We start from the raw sequence: 503 nt of genomic DNA, 5'->3' as shown, positions 1-503 counted from the left end.
GGCGCCGGCGACGGCACGCTCGAGGTCGGCGTCGTCGAAAACGATGAACGGCGCGTTGCCGCCGAGTTCCATCGACACCTTCTTGACGGTGACCGACGACTTCTGGATGAGAAGCTTGCCGACCTCGGTCGAGCCGGTGAAAGTGATCTTCGACACCAGCGGATTGGCGCAGATCTCGTCGCCGATCTCGCTGGCCGAACCGGTCAGGATGTTGACGACGCCCTTGGGGAAACCGACTTCCTCTGCGAGCGCGCCCCAGGCGAGACCCGAATACGGCGTCTGCGACGCAGGCTTGACCACGGCGGTGCAGCCGGCGGCGAGCGCCGGGCCGAGCTTGCGGGCCAGCATCGAGGACGGAAAATTCCACGGCGTGATGGCGGCGATGACGCCAACCGGCTCCTTGGTCACCAGGATGCGGCGGTCCGCCCATGGCGAGGGCACGACGTCGCCATAGGGGCGGCGACCCTCCTCGGCGGACCACAATATGTAGGACGCGGCCGAGC

1 protein-coding gene is annotated in these 503 nt (G+C 67.2%); it reads right to left on the bottom strand.

Features of this window, described 5'->3' with window-relative positions; translation table 11 throughout:
- Window positions 1-503, bottom strand: a 503-nt coding sequence (locus EN879_RS38410; RefSeq protein WP_127274832.1) for an aldehyde dehydrogenase family protein, incomplete at both ends; no start/stop codon positions are given.

The sequence above is a fragment of the Mesorhizobium sp. M7A.F.Ca.AU.002.02.1.1 genome, assembly GCF_003998535.1.
Lineage (GTDB): Bacteria > Pseudomonadota > Alphaproteobacteria > Rhizobiales > Rhizobiaceae > Mesorhizobium > Mesorhizobium ciceri.
The sequence above is the reverse complement of the archived record's forward strand: the minus strand, read 5'-3'. Positions and strand labels throughout refer to the sequence as shown.